Annotated in this window: 2 protein-coding genes; both read right to left on the reverse strand. The window is 64.1% G+C overall.

The features are described from left to right. The coding region (locus ADK28_RS32795; RefSeq protein WP_152929766.1) for a DUF2635 domain-containing protein at positions 1-276 on the reverse strand (276 nt) is incomplete at its 3' end. Beyond that, a partial coding sequence (locus tag ADK28_RS28905) for a phage protein Gp37 (RefSeq protein ID WP_152929767.1) occupies positions 257-634 on the reverse strand: 378 nt, incomplete at its 5' end. The genes ADK28_RS28905 and ADK28_RS32795, both read right to left, overlap by 20 nt.

Consider the following 634-nt stretch of genomic DNA (forward strand, 5'->3'; position numbering starts at 1 on the left):
GGCTTTCTTTTTGCCGGCCTTCAGTACCGTGGCGCTGAGAGCCTCGCTGTCTGGCTGAACGTCGGTATCATCGCCTGTGGCCGGCGTGTCGTTAACGTCAACCACCGGCGCAGCAGGGGCGTCGCCGGCCTCAACCAGATCGCCTTCGGCGAGCCGGCGCAGGTAGTACGGATTCCGCGCTACCGGTACGGCTTCGCCATCGGTGATGTATTCACGCGGCGCGCCTTCCATCGGCACCCGAAGACCGGGTGCCGCTTTAACTGTCAGTTGAGCCATTGTCGGCCTCCCTGGTGATGATGGTATCGTCTGCCGCCGCGTCGCCATCCGGCGCGCCCGGCAGGGTATATTTGGCGTTGATGCTCTCAAGGTCCGGGTACGGCACATCGAGCTTGCCCTGGTACTGCGCGAACACATGATCCGGATGCGCCTTGCCTTCCGGGGCCGGCCAGCGCCCACAGTCGAGCGCATCTTCAATCCAATAGGTCTCGAACTCGCAGGCGAACACCGAGAGYGCCTGCGCGCCGAGCCGGGTGTTGTACAAGGTGCGCACGGCACCCGGTACCAGGTAGTCAATCTGCAGCCCCAGGTCCTGGTTGCTCAGCAGTCGGCGCACGGCGCTGACCAGCTTGTAGCT

The organism is Serratia sp. 506_PEND, assembly GCF_001076875.1.
GTDB lineage: Bacteria > Pseudomonadota > Gammaproteobacteria > Enterobacterales > Enterobacteriaceae > Serratia > Serratia marcescens.